The organism is Polaromonas sp. P1_F8 (genome assembly GCF_056405635.1).
The window spans coordinates 216,096-232,972 of record NZ_JBFUBS010000003.1 but is presented as its reverse complement, the minus strand read 5'-3'; the positions used below and the strand labels follow the sequence as shown (position 1 = coordinate 232,972).

Genomic DNA, 16,877 nt, shown 5'->3' with positions numbered 1-16,877 from the left:
AGGGAACAACTGATGAGCCCGTCCATCCTTGAGCTGCGCCACCTGCGCACGCTGACCGCCCTGCGCGACAGCGGCAGCCTGGTGCGCGCGGCGCAATTGCTCAACCTCACGCAGTCGGCACTCTCGCATCAGGTCAAGCTGCTTGAAGAGCGTTACGCCACGCCGCTGTTCGAGCGCAAGTCCGTCCCCCCGCAGTTCAGCACCACGGGCCTCAGGCTGCTGGCGCTGGCCGACGCGGTGCTGCCGCAAGTCGAGGAAGCCGAGCGCGATGTAGCGCGGCTGGCCACGGGGCGTTCAGGACAGTTGCGCATCGCTGTGGAATGCCACACCTGTTTTGACTGGCTGATGCCGGCCATGGATTCGTTTCGCTCACGCTGGCCCGAGGTGGAGCTGGACATTGTTTCGGGCTTTCACCCCGACCCGATTGCACTCGTGCTGCAGGACCGCGCCGACATCGCCATCGTCTCGGAAGAAGACGCCAGCGAAGCGGTGGATTTCCACCCGTTGTTCCGCTTTGAAATCATGGCGCTGCTGGCGAATGAGCATGCGCTGACGGCGAAAACGCATCTCACGGCCAGGGACTTCGCCAACGAAACCCTGATCACCTACCCGGTACCCGACGAAATGCTCGACGTGGTGCGCCAGGTGCTGGAGCCGGCCGGCGTCAGGCCTGCGCGCCGTACGACAGAGCTGACAATTGCCATGCTGCAGCTGGTAGCCAGCGGCCGCGGTATCGCAGCCTTGCCCAAATGGGCCGTGCAAAGTTACCTGGACAGAGGTTACGTGAGCGCAAGGCCGATCGGCAAAAAGGGCCTGACTGGGCGCCTCTATGTCGCGTGCACGCAAGCCATGTCAGGCCGGCCCTGGCTGGAAGACTTTGTGGCGATCACACGGGAAAGCTGCTTTCTCACGCTCAGCGAGATCGAACTTCTTTGAGAAAAGTGCCTGCAGCGCCCTGTGGACGGGCGCAAGCAGCTATTAAATCAATAGCAATGCCGGAGCAGACAAACCGGGGACGCAGCAGGGCAACTCAGTGGCGGCTCTGGCGCAGCTGGGTCAGCCGCTCGGCCATTGTGTCAATGTCAAGCGCGTCTTCGGCGTTGGCAAGATAGATTTCCAGGTCGGCAATGGCACGCTCGGGCTCGCCATGCGCGGCCCAGGCCAGGCCGCGGTCGCGGTATTCGGTCCATGCTTCGGGCTGCAGAACGATCAGGCGGTCCTGCACGGGAATCAGGCGCTGCCAGTCTTCCTGAGTCTTGTGGATTTCCTTGAGATTGCGCAGCATGCGGCTGATGATTTCGCGCGGCGGCGCCGACTGCAGGTACAAGCCCATCGGCACTTCAAACTCTTCGTCGGCGCTGCTGCGTTGCCGGAAAGGCTCCAGCCGCTCGGACAGTTCTTCGCGGCTGAGCGACTGGCCGCTGAACGGATCAATCACAACCTGGCCTTTGGGCAGGTTGACCTTCACCATGAAATGCCCGGGAAAGGCCACGCCGCGCGCGTTGAGGCCCAGGCCCAGGGCCAGCTCAAGCCATAGCACCGCCAGCGTGATGGGAATGCCGCGGCGTGTGCGCAGCACGGCATTCAGGTAGCTGTTGTCGGGGTCGTAGTAATCATTGACGTTGCCGCCAAAGTTCAGGTCGTGAAAAAAGAACTGGTTCAGTGCCCGCAGGCGCTGCAGCGCGGGAGCATCGGCAGGCAGGCGGCGCTTGAGGCGGGCCAGCAGCTGGTCTACGTCGCCCAGCACCTGCTGTACATCAAGGTCGGGGTATTCGTCCTGCGCCAGGCTGACGGCGGCCTCCAGCAGGGGGAAATGCTCGTCGCTTTCCACAAGGCTGGAGAAATACTGCAATGGAGACGGTACGGTCAGATTTAATTGCATACCCTACTGTCTCATAAACCGGCGCAAAAAGGGAATCAAGGAATGCCCTTGAAGAGTCTGAAAAAGGCGACAATTCAGTGTTTCAGGAGTTTTCGCACCTTCAGGCCCGACGCCCATAGCGCTATAAAATAAATAGCGCCTGACGCAATGAGGACAAGCGCCAGCAGCCCTATTCTCTCCAGGTACTGGCCTTTCAGGCCGACCCAATTCACAGCCCCGGCCGCCCACAGCAGGAAAACTGCCAGCAACGCACTCGCGCCCACCACCTGTGCCGAAAACATGCCCCAACCGGGCGCCGGCGTGTAGCTGCCGCGCCGCTTTAGCCCCCACAACAACCAGAGCGCGTTGATGAGCGCGCCAATACCGATGGCCAGCGCCAGCCCGGCATGTTGCAAAAACGGCACCAGCGCCAGATTGAGCAGCTGTGTCACCACGAGCACGACCACCGCAATGCGCACCGGCGTCTTGATGTCCTGGCTGGCATAAAAACCGGGCGCCAGCACCTTGATGGCCACCAGTCCCAGCAGGCCCGCGCCGTAACCCATCAAGGCCGTGGTGGTCTGCTGCACGTCGCGGTCGGTAAAAGCACCATAGTGATAAAGCGTGGCGACCAGCGGCTGGGCAAACGTCATCAGGGCCACGGCACAGGGAACAGCCAGCAGCACCACTATGCGCAGGCCCCAGTCCAGCATGGCCGAGTAGCGGGCCGCATCGCCGGCGGCTTTGGCGGCCGACAGCTGCGGCATCAGCACTACGCCGATGGCCACGCCCAGCATGGCGGTCGGGAACTCCATCAGGCGGTCGGCATAAGTGAGCCAGCTCACGCTGCCGGGCGTGAGGTGCGAGGCAATCTGCGTATTGATAAGAAGCGAAATCTGCGCCACGCTGACGCCCAGCAAGGCTGGCACCATGAGTCTGGTGATGTTTTGGGTGGCCGGATCAGCCCAGGCCGCCTTGATCGCGGAAGGGTTCCAGCCGATGCGCGGCAGCAGCCCCAGCCTGAACAGCGCTGGCACCTGCACCGCCAGCTGGAGGATGCCGCCCACCATGACGCCGCCGCCCAGGGCGTAAACCGGCTCGATCCCGTGCGCCTTGAACCAGGGAGCGCCCAGCCAGGCCGCCAGAATCATGGAAAGGTTGAGCAATACCGGCGTGGCAGCCGGCACGGCAAACCGGCGCCAGGTGTTGAGCACGCCCGAGGACAGCGCGACCAGCGACATGAAGCCGATGTAAGGAAACATCCAGCGTGTCATGAACACGGCAGCTTCGAAACCACGCGCCTCCTGCTTCAGGCCGCTGGCCATGGCCCAGACCAGCACCGGGGCTGCCGCCACGCCGGCCACACAGGTCAAAAGCAGCGCCCAGGCCAGTAAAGTGGCGACCCGGTCTATCAGCAGTTTGGTCTCGGCGTCGCCGTTTTGGGCCTTGCTGGCGGCCAGCACCGGTACAAAAGCCTGGCTGAAAGCCCCTTCGGCAAACAGCCGCCGGAACAGGTTGGGAATGCGAAATGCCACATTGAAAGCATCCGTCATGGCGCTGGCGCCAAAAGTCGAGGCAATCAGCAGTTCCCGCACCAAACCGGTGATTCGGGAGACCAGGGTCAGAAGGGAGACGGTAGAAGCGGATTTGAAAAGTGACACGCATGGAGTTTAGCCCCCGCCAGTCGCCCAGCCCCCTCCCATACCAGCAGGGGCCGCGGAACCGGCTTTGCCGGGCCGCAGGCGCAGCGGCCCCCTCGGGGGGCAGGGAGCTACACGCAGTGAGCGACCGTGGGGGTATATAATCGTGGGCTTTGCTGCAACATCCACAGACTCCTCCCCAGGATTAAAGGAATACATATATGGCTACCGCCAAACCCAAGAAAAAGAACCCGCGCCTTGCGTCGGGCCGTAAACGCGTCCGCCAGGACGTCAAACTCAACGCTGCGAACACCTCGCTGCGCTCCAAATACCGCACCGCTGTGAAAAACGTCGAAAAAGCCGTTGCAGCCGGTGACAAAGACAAAGCCAAGGACCTGTTCGCCAAGGCCCAAAGCATTGTGGACACGGTTGCCGACAAGGGCATCTTCCACAAGAACAAGGCAGCGCGCGACAAGAGCCGCCTGTCCGCCAAGGTGAAAGCCCTGGCACTGGCCCCCGCAAAGGCCGCCTGAGCAATCAGGAAAATCGCCCGGACGGCATCTTGAAAATACCGTCCGCCGTTTTGTAGGGTGCGCTGCAGCAAAGCAAAAAAGCCGTCGAAAGACGGCTTTTTTGTTGGGCGCTTCGAAAACCTCAGTCTTTGCGCGGGGGATCCGGAATTAAACAGGCTTCGGCCACCTGTAAATCGTTGTCTTTGGCAAAGTTGATGGCGAAGTCCCAGGCCATGGGCTCGGCCTCGCGCAGTTCTGAGTTAACGACCACACACTTCACGCCGTTGATGACGGTGGGCACGCACCAGGGGGAGTAGGTCAGGTGGCTGCCAGGCTGCGGGCCGCCCGGGCGGAAATGACTCATCACGCCGCACAACCTGTCAGCCCAGTCGCTGGGCCGGAAGGTTTTGCCGTCGCGGGTAATACCCTGAATGAAGACTTCTTTGGCGGTGTTGGAGACCATCGGATGGAGGGTTTTTTGCGGCGCCTGACGTGGGAGGGGGGATCGTATTCAACCCATGCTGCACCGCACAACAATTCTATCTTATTTGCGACTCTTATATAAGACTTGGCATTTCATTTTCAACATCCGCAGACGCCAGGCGCCTGCATTGCAGTGATGCAGGATCGTCACAAAAGCCTGCAAACTCTGCGCCTAAAATCAGCCCAGGCCTGCTTCACTTGTTGCGGGCCTCCGATTTTCAGCCCTGTTACAGCCCTTGTTCCGGAGTTCTCCATGACCGCAGCCCTTCCCAAGCACATCGAAGCCGCCTCCCCTCACGTGATGAACACCTACGGCCGCCTGCCCATCGCGCTGGACCATGGCCAGGGTTGCCGCGTGTGGGACGTTAACGGCAAGGCCTACCTCGACGCACTGGGCGGCATCGCCGTCAACACGCTGGGCCATAACCATCCCAGGCTGGTGCCGGCCCTGCAGGAGCAGATCGCCAAGCTCATCCACAGCTCCAATTACTACCATGTGCCGCTGCAGGAAACCCTGGCGGCCAAACTGGTGGAGCTGTCGGGCCTGGAAAACGTGTTTTTCTGCTCCACGGGCCTGGAAGCCAATGAAGCCGCGCTCAAGCTGGCGCGCAAGTTCGGCCATGACAAGGGCATTGAGCGTCCCGAAATCGTTGTCTATGAGAAAGCCTTTCACGGCCGCAGCATCGCCACCCTGAGCGCCACCGGCAACCCCAAGGTGCAGGCCGGCTTCGGCCCGCTGGTGGAGGGATTTATCCGCGTACCGCTCAACAACATCGATGCGCTGAAAGCCGCTACGGCCAATAACCCCAATGTGGTCGCCGTATTCTTTGAAGCCATCCAGGGCGAAGGCGGCATCAACAGCATGAAGGACGAATACCTGCGCGACGTGCGGGCGCTGTGCGACGAGCGCGACTGGCTGCTGATGATCGACGAAGTGCAATGCGGCATGGGCCGCACCGGCAAATGGTTTGCCCACCAATGGTCGGGCATCATGCCCGACGTGATGCCGCTGGCCAAGGGCCTGGGCTCGGGTGTGCCGATTGGCGCGGTGGTGGCCGGTCCCAAGGCTGCACATATCTTTGGCCCCGGCAACCACGGCACCACTTTTGGCGGCAACCCGCTGGCAATGCGTGCGGGGGTGGAAACCATCCGCATCATGGAAGAAGATGGCCTGCTCGCCAACGCCGTGAAGGTGGGCGACCACCTGCGCGCGGCGCTGACGCGCGAGCTGGCCGGCGAAAAAGGTTTGAAAGAAATCCGCGGCCGCGGCCTGATGCTGGGCATTGAGCTGACAGTGCCGTGCGGCGAGCTGCTCGCCCGCGCCGCCGAAAACGGCCTGCTGCTGAGCGTGACCGCTGACACCGTGATCCGCATGGTGCCTTCGCTGATCATGACCACGGCTGAAGCCGACGAAGCGGTGGCCATCCTGGTTCCGCTGATCAAGCAGCTTTTGAAAGAGAAAAACGCGTGACCACTGCGATCCCCTCCACGCCTGCTGCCGTGCGGCACTATTTGCAGTTCAGCGACCTGAACGCGGCCGAATACGCCTATGTTTTCGAGCGCGCCGCCATCATCAAGAAGAAGTTCAAGGCCTACGAAAAACACCAGCCCCTGGTCGACCGCACGCTGGCGATGATTTTCGAAAAAGCTTCGACGCGCACGCGCGTGAGCTTTGAAGCCGGCATGTACCAGTTGGGCGGCAGTGTGGTGCACCTGACCACCGGCGACAGCCAGCTGGGCCGTGCCGAGCCGATTGAAGACAGCGCCAAGGTCATCAGCCGCATGGTCGACCTGGTGATGATCCGCACCTTCGAGCAAACCAAGATCGACCGCTTTGCCGAGCACTCACGCGTGCCGGTCATCAACGGCCTGACCAACGAATTCCATCCCTGCCAGATCCTGGCCGACATATTCACCTACATCGAGCACCGCGGCTCCATCAAGGGCAAGACAGTGGCGTGGGTGGGCGACGGCAACAACATGGCCAATACCTGGCTGCAGGCCAGCGAAATCCTCGGCTTCAAGGTGCATGTGAGCACCCCGGGCGGCTACGAGGTCGACCAGTCCATCGCCGGCATCCGTTCGGCCGAAAGCTACAAGGTCTTCAAGGACCCGATGCAGGCGTGCGCTGGTGCCGACCTGGTCACCACCGACGTATGGACCAGCATGGGCTATGAGGCCGAAAACGAAGCACGCAAGAAAGCTTTTGCCGACTGGTGTGTGGACGCCGAGATGATGGCCGCAGCCAAGCCTGATGCGCTTTTCATGCACTGCCTGCCTGCCCACCGCGGAGAAGAAGTCGAAGCCGACGTGATCGACGGCCCGCAGTCCGTGGTGTGGGATGAAGCTGAAAACAGGATGCACGCACAAAAGGCACTCATGGAGTTCCTTTTGCTCGGTCAGATTGCGTAAACGCTGAGGGATCAACGATAGAGCGTGAGTTCTATCGGCACCGCGAGCCGCGTCACCCGTCTCGCGGAACACCAGGCGCTGAAGCGGGCGGACTGTCCAACGCAATTGCGGCACCGCGAAGCGCAGGTGATTGCCCGGACTGAATGACGTACACCGGCACGTCTGCCAGGAACTGTGCAAAGCGGCCCTTTGCCTTGAAGCGTTGCCCAAACGCCGTACGCTCGAAAACTTCTCCCATGCGCGGAACGATGCCGCCGCCGATAAATACCCCGCCGCGAGCGCCGAGCGTCAGCGCCAGATTACCCGCGACCGTTCCGAGGAATGCGCAGAAAAGATCGAGTGCCTCGCGACACCAGGGATCACCCCCATCCAGTGCTGCCGACGCTACGGTCGCAGCATCAAGCCCGGCGTCAGGTGCACAGCCGTCAACTTCTTTGATAGCCAGGTAAATATCGACCAAGCCCTGGCCGCACACGGCTCTCTCGGCCGAAACATGGCCGTAGCGGCGGCTTAGCCAATGGAGTACCGCTTGCTCACGCGGGGTGCAAGCCGCCAAAGTGGCATGCCCTCCCTCCCCCTCGATCGGAATCCAGCCGCCCTGCCCGTCGGGCAACAGCCCCGAAACGCCCAAACCGGTACCGGGCCCGATCAAACCCATCGCAGCGAAAGGGGCGGCCTTTGTGCCCTGAACCTGACGCAACTCCCCTGGCTTCAGCGTGGGCAGCGCCAGGGCCAGCGCCGTAAAGTCATTCAGCACCCGCAGCTTCGCGAATCCGAATTGCTCTTTCAGCGCCTTGATCGAGAAAGTCCAACGATGGTTGGTCATTCGCACCTGATCCCCATGCACTGGATTGGCAATCGCGATTGCGCAGCCAGGAGGGGGGCTTCGCCCCACAACGCCCAGGTAATGCCGGATTGCATCCGCAAGGCTGGCATATCCGGCACAAGGCAATATCACCAGGTCATCGATGGATGCCCCGGCACCGGCCTGCCACGCGAAGCGTGCGTTGGTCCCGCCGATGTCGGCCAAAAGCCGCCCACCGCCGCCAGGACTACCGGGCAATGCAGTCATCTTTTTTTATCGCAACCGGGCCAGGATGAGCCGCTTGTCATTCCATGGTGATTTTTGCGGTCTTCACAATATCGCGGTACAGCGCGGCCTGAGGGCCGACGAACGCACGAAGCTCACGGCCGGTCATCGGAGCGACCGTGATACCGGCTTCCGCCAGCTTTGTGCGCACGTCGGGCTGCGCGAGGGCGTCCAGCAATGCCTTTTCATAAGCGGCCACGATAGAGGGGGACGTTCCCGCTTTCACAAACAGGCCTTGCCAGAGCGGCAGTGAAATTCCGTTGAAGCCCTCTTCCTCGCCAATGCGCCTGACATTCGGCAGTTGCGGGACGCGTGCACTATCCGACACCGACAGGGCCTTGATCTTGCCCTCCTTGAGAAAGGGCATCGCCGTCGACAAGACCAGCACCGCACTGTCCACCTGGCCACCAACAAGGTCATTCACGATCTGGGCACCACCACGGTACGGGATATGCAGCATTTCCACCTTCGCCCGCTTATTGATCAGCGACCCGTAGAGATGTTGCATCGTCGCAATTCCGGGCGTTGCGTAATTGAAGTTTTCTTTCCCGCTTTTGCGCAGCGCGCCTGCCAGGTCGGAAAGCGTCGCGTGGGGCGAACCCGCGGGAACAGCGAATATCAGGGGCACCGTGGTCATGCGCCCAACCGGCAGAAGGTCCTTCTCCCAATCAAGCCTGGTCTTCGGATTGACCATGGGCACCAGCACGGTATCCGTGCCTCCCATGTAGATGAGGTTACCGTCGGCTGGCGCATTGAGCACTTTTTGCGCGGCAATCATGCCGCTGGCGCCCGCAACGTTCTCGACGATGACCTGACGCCCCAGGCGCTTTGACAACTCGGTACCCACAACGCGGGCGACCAGGTCGGCGCTGCCGCCGGCAGAGTACCCGACTATCAGCGATACAGGCTTGTCCGATTGTGCGCGGCCAATGCCCGGTAATAACGCGCCGGCGCCCAGCAAGGCAAGCTGGTTCAACAGCCTGCGACGCCCGGCGCGCTGGCGAGCAAAAAGATCTTCCATGACGTGTCTCCATGTTTTATGTATCCGCTGAATGCAGGGAAATTATATTGTATTTATATTTATTGTAATTGTATTAATTTTAAATTTATTCTATATAAAACATTGAATTACACAAATACAATATGCATCAATAAAAAATTTGTCGGGCATGCCAATAGGCTTGCCGCGTCACAACCCAAGCGTCCATGAATACCAGTATGTTTGAATCATTTATTACCGGCCACTGGTTCAGCGGCGAAGCCAAGCGCATCTGGAGCGACAGGGCCACGTTGCAGGCATGGCTCGATGTTGAAGCGGCACTGGCTCATGCCCAGGCCGAACTCGGCGTCATTCCCACCGAGGCTGCGCAAATCATCGGGAAGAAGGCCGATGCCCGGCTCTTCGATCTGGATCGCCTGTCCAGGGACATCGCGTTTGCACAACATCCACTCGTTCCCGTCCTGTCCCAGTTCGAGGAACTGTGCGGTGAACCAGCCGCGGGCTATATCCATTGGGGGGCGACGACCCAGAACATCTTCGATACCGCCAGTTCACTGCAGATGCGTGAGGCACACCACTTGTTGACGGGTCATCTGGATGCAGCCATCGCCGCACTTGGCTGGCTGGCGCAGGAACACCGGGCAACAGTGATGGCGGGCCGTACACACGGCCAACATGCGTTGCCAATGACGTTCGGCTTCAAGCTTGCCGGCTGGATTGACGAACTGGACAGGGACCGCGACCGACTGATGCGGCGCCTGGCGTCGTCGTTCGTCGCGTCCATGGGCGGTGCGATAGGCACTTTCGCGGCGATGGGCAGCAAAGGCCGGGCCGTGGAAGCCCGCATGGCTGAGCAACTCGGGTTACCTGCAGCCGGACTGCCCAGCCGCTCGTCCTACGACCGCGTGTGCGACTACATTTCGGCACTGGGATTGCTTGCAGGTACTGCGCAGAAAATCGCGCAAGACATCGTATTCATGCAGCGCACAGAAATCGGGGAGGTTGCGGAAGCGTTTCACATGGGCAAGGTAGGCAGCTCGACCATGGCGCAGAAACGCAACCCTTCCACCGCGCTGCTGCTGGTCAGCCTTGCGCGCATGATGCGGATGCGGGTGCCTGCGGCCCTTGAAGCCATGGTGCGCATGGATGAAGGCGATTCGTCGGCAACCAACGTGACCGACACCTTGCTTCCAGAAATCGCCATCATCTCGGCGTCCATTGCCGAGACCCTTGCCAGGCTGGCAAAGGGTCTTACCGTGAACACTGAGGCGATGCGGCACAATCTTGAACTATCGAATGGCCTGATCGCTTCGGAAGCCGTCATGATGCGGCTGACCAGGCTGATGGGACGCCACGAGGCGCACAAGGTGCTCTACGAAGCAGCACAACGGTCCCAATCGGAAGGGGTTCCGTTTATAACAAGCATCGGTGAGCATCCGATGTTTGCAAAACATGGGCTTCCCGAGGGCCTGGCCCAGGCACTTGTAGCGAGCAACTATGTGGGCGAATCGGCGGCAATCACGATTGAGACGGTCGAGCGCGTGACGCAACCTCGATAAGCGGTCAACCTAAAAGGGGCACCTAGTGCTTAAAACTCTCTCCGTTGGCATCGTCGGTTACGGTTACGCGACCAAAACGTTTCATGCGCCTTTGATAGCTGGAGTCCCGGGGCTCAGACTTGCCGCGATTTCAAGCAGCGATCCTTCCAAGGTGTATGCGGATTGGCCCGATGTGCAGGTCGAAGCAACTGCAGAGCGGCTTTTTGCGCGTCCGGACATTGACCTTGTGGTGATACCAACACCCAACGACACACATTTTTCGCTCGCTTGCGCAGGGCTGGCCGCAGGCAAGCATGTGGTGGTCGACAAACCCTTTACGGTCACGTTGGACGAAGCGCGGCAATTGCAGGCAAAAGCACAAGCCACTGGGCGCTTGCTTTCGGTCTTCCACAACCGTCGCTGGGATGCAGACTTCCTGACGCTGCGCCAGGTCATTGCCTCCGGTGAGCTGGGGAAAATCGTTCATTTTGAATCCCACTTCGATCGCTACCGGCCGGAAGTTCTTGCCCGTTGGCGTGAACAAGCCGATACAGGCGGCGGACTGTGGTACGACCTTGGAGCACATTTGCTGGATCAGGCGCTGCAGCTATTCGGGCTTCCCGAATCGATTGCGCTCGACCTCGCACAGCAACGCGATGGTGCAAAGACTCCCGACTGGTTTCACGCCGTGTTGCGCTATGGCCAAAGCCGGATCATTCTGCATGGCAGTGCCCTTGCTCTGACCCCGGGGCCGCGCTTCACAGTGCATGGAAGCCTGGGCAGTTTCGTCAAGATGGGTCTTGATCCACAAGAGGATGCGCTGAAGGCCGGAAAGCGTCCGCCCGCCCTGGACTGGGGAGTTGATCACTTGCCTGCCGAGGTTTCAGTTTGGACTGATGGCGCTTGTGCAAGGCGCGAAATAAACTGCGTTGCGGGTGACTACCCTGCCTACTACAGCGCAGTACGCGATGCCATCCACGGCAAGGGAGTCAACCCCGTCACGGCCAATGATGCGATGCAGGTCATCGGTTTGATTGAGCTGGGACTGCGGAGTGCACGAGAGGGTCGCACCATGCCCGTTTCTGCCATCGAATTCCAGGCATGACAGCACGCGTTCGGCAAAATGATCAGGAACCGGTAGCAAGCGCCTCGCCGCGAGTTTTGGCGGACTTCCGCAAACCCTGCTCGTGCGGCTCACCAGCCATCGGCAGGGTGGCTATCGATTGGCCGGCGTAAGTCGTTACAGGAATCAGGCGTACGCCATAGGGGATTGAGGGGTCGGCCCATCGTGCATTGATGGCCTGATACAAATAGTCGATCTGATCGGCCACGCTGCATCCGATCGTGTCAAAGAAGTTGGCGTGCTCGTTCGCAAGATCCGTACGTCCCAGCAACACCACGCTCAGCAGTGCGGGTATGCCAACGCCAGCCTCTTGCAGCAGTTCCCGAAATCTGGCGCCATCTTCGATGCCCCATGCCACCAACGCGGTGAAAGGTAGCTGCCCCGAGGCATCCAGACTGGCCTTGACCATCCTCACAAGCACCGCTTCGTAGTTCTCGTCAGGCAGGTGCGGCACGGTGATCGTCTGCAGCTCAATTCCTGTCAGGGTGGTCTGCAGGTAGTCGAACCGCCGCCGTCCCATCTGGGTTGCCAGGAATGGGTGCGACGTCGTTGCATACGCAATGCACCTATGGCCTTGCTGCTGCAAAAGCGTGATCGCCGCAGCCAGCGGCTCTCCCCATTCCATGCCGACCACCTCGACGTCGGCTCCAGCGAGGGCCGCGCCATCCACGGCCAACGCATCACATTTCTCTTTCAGCGCTGCGAGTAAATCAATCGTGATGGTTTTGTAGCTCGACTGAACCACGCAGGCGTCAAAGCGGGGCGAGCCCTTCAATACAGTCCGCGCGTGGGCGGGGTCGGTGTAGGAAACTTCCAGTACGCGGTGGCCGTCGGCGGTAAAGCGGCGCTGAAGCCCTTCTATCAACACACGGCCGCGGGCAATGCTGATGGAACGGCGCAGCAGCAGCACCGACCTTCCGGCCGGCGGCGAGACGCCCGGGCCGACACCAGCTTCGCCTTCCACGCGAAAATAGGTCCCCCGCCCTACCTGCGATGCAATCAGCCCCCTGGCTTTCAGGCCCTGAAAGGCCCGCTGAATCACCATCTGGGACACCGCGAACCGGCGCATCAAATCCCGAATGGTCGGAAGGCGATCCCCGGGGTGGGCAGTACGTGCCAACTCTTCGAGGTACTGTTCCAGATCAGATGCTGTATTGCTCATATACATACAATACAACACATTTCACGCAACCCTCAATTGCCCTGGCTATGCGCCATGCATACCTTGAGCAATATGCGCCGGGCTCAACACAACATCCCTCAACCGCGGCCCACAAACGGCATCTTCGTGGCCATGATGGTCATGAACTGCACATTCGTTGACAACGGCAACGATGCCATGTGCACCACCGCATCGGCCACTTCTTTCGCATCCATCATCGGCTCAATGGCGATCTCGCCGTTGGCCTGGGGCACGCCCTTGGCCATGCGGGCCGCAAGCTCCGTCATGGCATTGCCGATATCGATCTGGCCGCAGGCAATGTTGTACTTGCGCCCGTCCAGCGAGATCGACTTGGTCAGGCCCGTGATGGCGTGCTTGGTTGAGGTGTAGGGCGCTGAGTTAGGCCGTGGCGCGTGGGCGGAAATCGAGCCATTGTTGATGATGCGGCCGCCCTGGGGCAACTGGTCTTTCATCAACCTGATGGCGGCCTGCGCGCAGAGGAAGGAGCCGGTCAGGTTGATGTTGACCACATTGGTCCACTGCTCAAACGTGATGTCTTCGAGGTTGACGGGCGGCGCGCCCACACCAGCGTTGTTGAACAGCAAGTCCAGCCGGCCGAACTTTTCCTTGACCCTGGCGAATGCCGCCGCCACGGAGTCGGGCTGGCTCACGTCGGTCGGCAAAGCCAGCGCGCGGTCTGTGCCCGACTCTTTGGCAACCTCGTTGAGCGGCTCGGCGCGACGGCCCACCAGCGCCACGCTGTAGCCTTCACGCAGCAGGGCCAGGGCCACAGCCTTGCCAATGCCGGTGCCCGCGCCGGTGACGAGTGCGACTTTGCCGCTGAACTTGTTCTCGGAATTCATGTTGTGCCTTTGTCTCTTTGAAGGGGTTGTAAAGGCGCTCTGGTCAATCGGTGCCGCAACGAGCGCTACAGCCTTTAATTGTGCCCGAGGCTGACGGGTTCCACAGGCCGCACCCGACGACTGCGCGGCCCGCTTTTGCCGGGTACTTTAGGTTTCAACTATTTTTGAGATTGTTGGAAATAACCGACACCACGGCTTTTTTGCCGGTGCTACCTTTGCACCCATGACAGCCCGCACCTCCGCTTCCACCACTTCACCACCGCGAAAACTCTGGGACATCTCACCGTCGGTGGATGAAAACGCCGCGGTGTTCCCCGGCGACACGGCCTATTCGCAGCAGTTGCATTTTTCACTGGCGCCGGACTGCCCGGTCAACGTCAACAGCATCACACTATCGCCCCACACCGGCGCGCATGCCGATGCGCCGCTGCACTATGCCAACGGTGAAACCAGCGTCGGCGAGCTCGACCTCGCGCCCTACCTCGGGCCGTGCCGCGTGATCCACTGCATGGACTGCGGCCCGCTGGTGCAGCCGGAACACATCGCCCATGCGCTGGAAAACCTGCCGCCCCGCGTGCTGCTGCGTACCTCAGCGGCAGCCAGTCAGTCATGGGGATCATTTACGGCCATAGCCCCCGCCACGCTTGCGCTGTTAGCTACCAAAAACATAGCACTTGTCGGCATTGACACGCCCAGCGTGGACCCCGCCACCAGCCAGGATCTGCCCAGCCACCACCAGTTGCTGGCGCACGGCCTGCGCGTGCTCGAAAACCTGGTGCTCGACGACGTGGCCGAAGGCGACTACGAACTCATTGCCCTGCCGCTCAAACTCACCCGGGCCGACGCCTCACCCGTTCGCGCAGTCCTGCGTGAACTTCCATGAAGACCACTCCATGACCACTCTGCAAGACTGCCGCGCCCTCGATGCGCAAGACCCGCTGCGCACGCTGCGCCAGCAATTCACATTGCCCGAAGATGTGATCTACCTCGACGGCAATTCGCTGGGCGTGCTGCCCAAAACGGCTGCCGCCCGCGTCGCTGAAGCTGTGACCGCCGAATGGGGCCAAGGCCTGATCCGCTCATGGAACAGCGCCGGCTGGTTTGAACTGCCACAACGCCTGGGCAACAAGATTGCCCGGCTGATAGGTGCTGCCCCCGGCGAAGTGGTGGCCACCGACAGCACCTCCATCAACCTCTACAAGGTGCTGAGCGCCGCACTGCACATCGCGGCCCAGGACGCGCCCACGCGCAAGATCATCGTCAGCGAGCGCAGCAACTTCCCGACCGACCTCTACATCGCCGAAGCCCTGTGCCGTGAACGCGGCTTTCGGCTGCGACTGGTCGAGCCCGAAGAGATTGCCGCCGCGCTCACCAGCGAAGTGGCCGTGCTGATGCTGACCCACGTGAACTACCGCACCGGCGCCATGCACAACATGGCCGCCGTCACCGCCGCAGCGCATGCAGCAGGCGTACTCACCGTCTGGGACCTGGCGCACAGCGCGGGCGCCGTGCCGGTAGACCTGAATGCGGCGAAAGCCGATTTCTCGATTGGCTGCGGCTACAAATACCTTAACGGGGGCCCCGGCGCGCCGGCCTTTGTCTGGGTCAACCCCAAACACGCCGACCGCTTCTGGCAACCACTCGCCGGCTGGTGGGGCCATGCGGCGCCATTCGAGTTCACGCCCGACTACCGGCCCGCCACAGGCATCTCCCGCTATCTCTGCGGCACCCAGCCCATCCTGAGCATGACGGCGCTCGAATGCGGGCTGGACACGGTGCTGGCTGCCGAAGCGATGGGCGGCATGCAGGCTTTGCGCAAAAAATCGCTGGCACTGACCGATCTGTTTATTCAACTCGTGGAGGAACGCTGCGCAGGCCACGGCCTGGGTCTGGCCACGCCACGTGAGCACGCAATGCGTGGCTCGCAGGTTTGCCTGACAAGAACTCAGGGCGCGTACGCCATCGTGCAGGCGCTGATCGCGCGCGGCGTCATCGGCGACTTCCGCGCCGGTGACGGCGATGTCGGCAAGCACCTCGACATCCTGCGCTTCGGCTTCACACCGCTTTACATCGGCTTTGAGGACGTCTGGAACGCGGTCGAGCATCTAAAGCAGGTGCTGGAAACCGCCGAATGGCAACAAGCCCAGTTCAATCAGAAGCACGCGGTCACATGATGACATGGGCCCCATGGTCGTCCACTGCGTGCAGTCTGCGGCTTCTCCCTGCCCCTTTCATCACAAGAGGGACCGCTGCGCCTGCGGCCCGGCAAAGCCGGTTCCGCGGCCCCTGCTTGTTTCAATACCCAGATTGCTTTTCCGTGAAAGATCATCCATGAACACACAACGGCCGGCAGACATCGTGCGCGACGAAAAAGCGCAACTCGACTTCAGTCAGTCGATGAGCTATGGCGACTACCTGCAGCTCGACGCGATCCTCGGCGCGCAAAAGCCGCTCTCGCCCGACCACAACGAAATGCTGTTCATCATCCAGCACCAGACCAGCGAGCTCTGGATGAAGCTGATGCTGCACGAGCTGCGTGCGGCAATAGCCAATGTGGCCAAAGACGAGCTGGGCACCGCTTTCAAGATGCTGGCCCGCGTGAGCAGGATCATGGAGCAGCTGGTGCATGCCTGGGACGTGCTGGCCACCATGACACCGCCCGAGTACAGCGCGATACGCCCTTACCTGGCCAACTCCAGCGGCTTTCAAAGCGCGCAGTACCGCTGCATCGAATTCGCGCTCGGCAACAAGAATGCCGCCATGCTCAAGCCCCATGCGCACCGGCCCGACCTGCTCGCACAGGTACAAGCCGCGTATGAAGCTCCATCGCTCTACGACGAAGCCCTGCGCCTGCTGGCCCGCCGCGGCCTGGCCGTGCCGGCCAGCCACACGCAGCGCGACTGGACGCAAGGCTATGCCGAAAGCGATGAGGTTGAGCAGGCCTGGCTCATGGTGTATCGCGACCCCAAGAAGTACTGGGACCTGTACCAACTCGGCGAAGAACTCACCGACCTGGAAGACGCCTTCCGGCTCTGGCGATTCCGGCATGTGACCACGGTGGAGCGCGTGATCGGGTTCAAGCGCGGCACCGGTGGGACCGGTGGAGTGAGTTATTTGCGCAAGATGCTGGATGTGGTCCTGTTCCCGGAGATCTGGAAGTTACGGACTGACTTATAGGCGCGATGGATACAGG

16 protein-coding genes are annotated in these 16,877 nt (G+C 61.1%); 9 read left to right on the top strand and 7 right to left on the bottom strand.

Features of this window, described 5'->3' with window-relative positions; translation table 11 throughout:
• The first annotated feature begins 12 nt into the window (after positions 1 to 12).
• Complete coding sequence (locus AC1D1J_RS12865) at positions 13 to 936, top strand: LysR family transcriptional regulator (RefSeq protein ID WP_477687949.1); 924 nt, start codon at positions 13 to 15, stop codon at positions 934 to 936.
• Between the two features lie 94 nt (positions 937 to 1,030).
• Here AC1D1J_RS12865 and AC1D1J_RS12860 read toward each other — a convergent pair whose 3' ends face one another.
• Entirely contained in the window at positions 1,031 to 1,882 is an 852-nt protein-coding gene (locus tag AC1D1J_RS12860; protein ID WP_457279301.1) for a SirB1 family protein, read from the bottom strand.
• Positions 1,883 to 1,956: 74 nt separating this feature from the next.
• On the bottom strand, positions 1,957 to 3,522 hold the full coding sequence (gene murJ / locus AC1D1J_RS12855) for a murein biosynthesis integral membrane protein MurJ (RefSeq protein WP_477687950.1): 1,566 nt from the start codon (positions 3,520 to 3,522) through the stop codon (positions 1,957 to 1,959).
• Between the two features lie 200 nt (positions 3,523 to 3,722).
• On the opposite strand from murJ, the gene rpsT reads away from it, so the two are divergent.
• On the top strand, positions 3,723 to 4,034 hold the full coding sequence (gene rpsT, locus AC1D1J_RS12850; protein ID WP_007864125.1) for a 30S ribosomal protein S20: 312 nt from the start codon (positions 3,723 to 3,725) through the stop codon (positions 4,032 to 4,034).
• Positions 4,035 to 4,155: 121 nt separating this feature from the next.
• On the opposite strand, the gene AC1D1J_RS12845 is transcribed toward rpsT, so the two are convergent.
• Entirely contained in the window at positions 4,156 to 4,476 is a 321-nt protein-coding gene (locus AC1D1J_RS12845; protein WP_411885285.1) for a DUF3579 domain-containing protein, read from the bottom strand.
• Between the two features lie 273 nt (positions 4,477 to 4,749).
• Between AC1D1J_RS12845 and AC1D1J_RS12840 the strand changes: the two genes are divergently transcribed.
• A complete protein-coding gene (locus AC1D1J_RS12840; protein WP_477687951.1) occupies positions 4,750 to 5,967 on the top strand; it encodes an acetylornithine/succinylornithine family transaminase in 1,218 nt (405 codons plus the stop codon).
• Positions 5,964 to 6,908, top strand: a complete 945-nt coding sequence (gene argF, locus AC1D1J_RS12835; protein ID WP_477694877.1) for an ornithine carbamoyltransferase — start codon at positions 5,964 to 5,966, stop codon at positions 6,906 to 6,908. Before AC1D1J_RS12840 ends, argF begins: the two co-directional genes overlap by 4 nt.
• 52 nt (positions 6,909 to 6,960) lie before the next feature.
• Here argF and glk read toward each other — a convergent pair whose 3' ends face one another.
• Together glk and AC1D1J_RS12825 are read right to left on the bottom strand one after the other, a co-directional pair.
• Positions 6,961 to 7,980 carry a glucokinase gene (gene glk, locus AC1D1J_RS12830; protein ID WP_477694876.1) on the bottom strand — a complete coding sequence of 340 codons (1,020 nt, stop codon included), beginning with the start codon at positions 7,978 to 7,980 and terminating at the stop codon, positions 6,961 to 6,963.
• Between the two features lie 37 nt (positions 7,981 to 8,017).
• The gene (locus AC1D1J_RS12825) at positions 8,018 to 9,019 is read right to left on the bottom strand and encodes a Bug family tripartite tricarboxylate transporter substrate binding protein (RefSeq protein WP_477694875.1); all 1,002 of its coding nucleotides are present in this window, start codon (positions 9,017 to 9,019) and stop codon (positions 8,018 to 8,020) included.
• 185 nt (positions 9,020 to 9,204) lie between these two features.
• Between AC1D1J_RS12825 and AC1D1J_RS12820 the strand changes: the two genes are divergently transcribed.
• Both AC1D1J_RS12820 and AC1D1J_RS12815 read left to right on the top strand, forming a co-directional pair.
• Entirely contained in the window at positions 9,205 to 10,557 is a 1,353-nt protein-coding gene (locus AC1D1J_RS12820) for a class-II fumarase/aspartase family protein (protein WP_477694874.1), read from the top strand.
• A 25-nt stretch (positions 10,558 to 10,582) separates the two neighbouring features.
• Positions 10,583 to 11,641: an oxidoreductase gene (locus tag AC1D1J_RS12815; RefSeq protein WP_477694873.1), complete on the top strand. Its 1,059-nt coding sequence runs from the start codon at positions 10,583 to 10,585 to the stop codon at positions 11,639 to 11,641.
• Between the two features lie 22 nt (positions 11,642 to 11,663).
• Here the strand turns inward: AC1D1J_RS12815 and AC1D1J_RS12810 are convergent, their stop codons facing one another.
• A complete protein-coding gene (locus AC1D1J_RS12810) occupies positions 11,664 to 12,821 on the bottom strand; it encodes a GntR family transcriptional regulator (RefSeq protein ID WP_477694872.1) in 1,158 nt (385 codons plus the stop codon).
• A 98-nt stretch (positions 12,822 to 12,919) separates the two neighbouring features.
• Positions 12,920 to 13,684 (bottom strand): SDR family oxidoreductase, encoded by a 765-nt coding sequence (locus AC1D1J_RS12805; protein ID WP_477694871.1) that lies wholly within the window; start codon positions 13,682 to 13,684, stop codon positions 12,920 to 12,922.
• Between the two features lie 223 nt (positions 13,685 to 13,907).
• On the opposite strand from AC1D1J_RS12805, the gene kynB reads away from it, so the two are divergent.
• The 3 genes from kynB (at position 13,908) to kynA (ending at position 16,861) form a co-directional block, all read left to right on the top strand.
• A complete protein-coding gene (gene kynB / locus AC1D1J_RS12800; protein ID WP_477687959.1) occupies positions 13,908 to 14,567 on the top strand; it encodes an arylformamidase in 660 nt (219 codons plus the stop codon).
• A 10-nt stretch (positions 14,568 to 14,577) separates the two neighbouring features.
• On the top strand, positions 14,578 to 15,858 hold the full coding sequence (gene kynU / locus AC1D1J_RS12795) for a kynureninase (protein WP_477694870.1): 1,281 nt from the start codon (positions 14,578 to 14,580) through the stop codon (positions 15,856 to 15,858).
• 157 nt (positions 15,859 to 16,015) lie between these two features.
• A complete protein-coding gene (gene kynA / locus AC1D1J_RS12790) occupies positions 16,016 to 16,861 on the top strand; it encodes a tryptophan 2,3-dioxygenase (protein ID WP_477687961.1) in 846 nt (281 codons plus the stop codon).
• The last annotated feature ends 16 nt before the right edge of the window (positions 16,862 to 16,877 follow it).

Excerpts from the sequence above, each read along its gene's own strand:
- AC1D1J_RS12860 (WP_457279301.1), bottom strand. The coding sequence starts at position 1,882 with ATGCAATTAAATCTGACCGTACCGTCTCCATTGCAGTATTTCTCCAGC.
- kynB (WP_477687959.1), top strand. The coding sequence starts at position 13,908 with ATGACAGCCCGCACCTCCGCTTCCACCACTTCACCACCGCGAAAACTC.
- AC1D1J_RS12810 (WP_477694872.1), bottom strand. The coding sequence starts at position 12,821 with ATGAGCAATACAGCATCTGATCTGGAACAGTACCTCGAAGAGTTGGCA.
- glk (WP_477694876.1), bottom strand. The coding sequence starts at position 7,980 with ATGACTGCATTGCCCGGTAGTCCTGGCGGCGGTGGGCGGCTTTTGGCC.
- AC1D1J_RS12825 (WP_477694875.1), bottom strand. The coding sequence starts at position 9,019 with ATGGAAGATCTTTTTGCTCGCCAGCGCGCCGGGCGTCGCAGGCTGTTG.
- rpsT (WP_007864125.1), top strand. The coding sequence starts at position 3,723 with ATGGCTACCGCCAAACCCAAGAAAAAGAACCCGCGCCTTGCGTCGGGC.
- AC1D1J_RS12820 (WP_477694874.1), top strand. The coding sequence starts at position 9,205 with ATGAATACCAGTATGTTTGAATCATTTATTACCGGCCACTGGTTCAGC.
- AC1D1J_RS12805 (WP_477694871.1), bottom strand. The coding sequence starts at position 13,684 with ATGAATTCCGAGAACAAGTTCAGCGGCAAAGTCGCACTCGTCACCGGC.
- AC1D1J_RS12845 (WP_411885285.1), bottom strand. The coding sequence starts at position 4,476 with ATGGTCTCCAACACCGCCAAAGAAGTCTTCATTCAGGGTATTACCCGC.
- AC1D1J_RS12865 (WP_477687949.1), top strand. The coding sequence starts at position 13 with ATGAGCCCGTCCATCCTTGAGCTGCGCCACCTGCGCACGCTGACCGCC.
- kynU (WP_477694870.1), top strand. The coding sequence starts at position 14,578 with ATGACCACTCTGCAAGACTGCCGCGCCCTCGATGCGCAAGACCCGCTG.
- kynA (WP_477687961.1), top strand. The coding sequence starts at position 16,016 with ATGAACACACAACGGCCGGCAGACATCGTGCGCGACGAAAAAGCGCAA.
- AC1D1J_RS12840 (WP_477687951.1), top strand. The coding sequence starts at position 4,750 with ATGACCGCAGCCCTTCCCAAGCACATCGAAGCCGCCTCCCCTCACGTG.